The sequence below is a fragment of the Enterococcus durans NBRC 100479 = LMG 10746 genome (assembly GCF_001544215.1).
GTDB lineage: Bacteria > Bacillota > Bacilli > Lactobacillales > Enterococcaceae > Enterococcus_B > Enterococcus_B durans.
In genome coordinates, this window is the sequence record NZ_BCQB01000118.1 from 1 (window position 1) to 647 (window position 647).

Below are 647 nucleotides of genomic sequence, written 5' to 3' on the forward strand. Positions count from 1 at the left end.
TATATATATATATTTTTAACGTGTACAATTGATTCATTCCGATACAAATGAAATGAAGGCAAATAATATTAAATTAGGCGAATGTTTATTTTTTTTTAGGTTTGTCTAATATTTTACTTTAATTTAATAAAAAAGAGGTGTACACTTAGGTATATACTTATGATGTTTTTAAAGGAAGGTGGAAATATTTTGAAAGATACAACAAGTCAGTCCGGTAAAGAGCAGAAACCTCGATTAATTCAGCATGCGAATGGTCCCTCTTTAGAGGAAATTAACGGAACTGTCGAGGTACCCAAAGGCAAAGGCTTTTGGAAAACCCTGTTCGCCTATTCTGGACCGGGAGCATTAGTTGCTGTGGGATATATGGATCCAGGCAACTGGTCTACTTCGATTACGGGTGGGCAAAACTTCCAGTATTTATTAATGTCGGTCATTTTAATGTCTAGTTTAATTGCAATGCTATTACAATATATGGCTGCTAAATTGGGAATTGTTAGTCAAATGGATCTAGCTCAAGCAATTCGAGCGAGAACGAGTAAAAAACTAGGAATCATTTTATGGATTTTAACGGAATTAGCGATTATGGCAACAGATATTGCGGAAGTAATTGGCGCATCAATTGCTCTTTATTTACTTTTTAATATTCC

1 protein-coding gene is annotated in these 647 nt (G+C 34.3%); it reads left to right on the forward strand.

All coding sequences use genetic code 11. The features are described from left to right. Nucleotides 1–159: 159 nt before the first annotated feature. Nucleotides 160–647, forward strand: a 488-nt coding sequence (locus ED2_RS14535) for an Nramp family divalent metal transporter (protein ID WP_169792711.1), incomplete at its 3' end; no start/stop codon positions are given.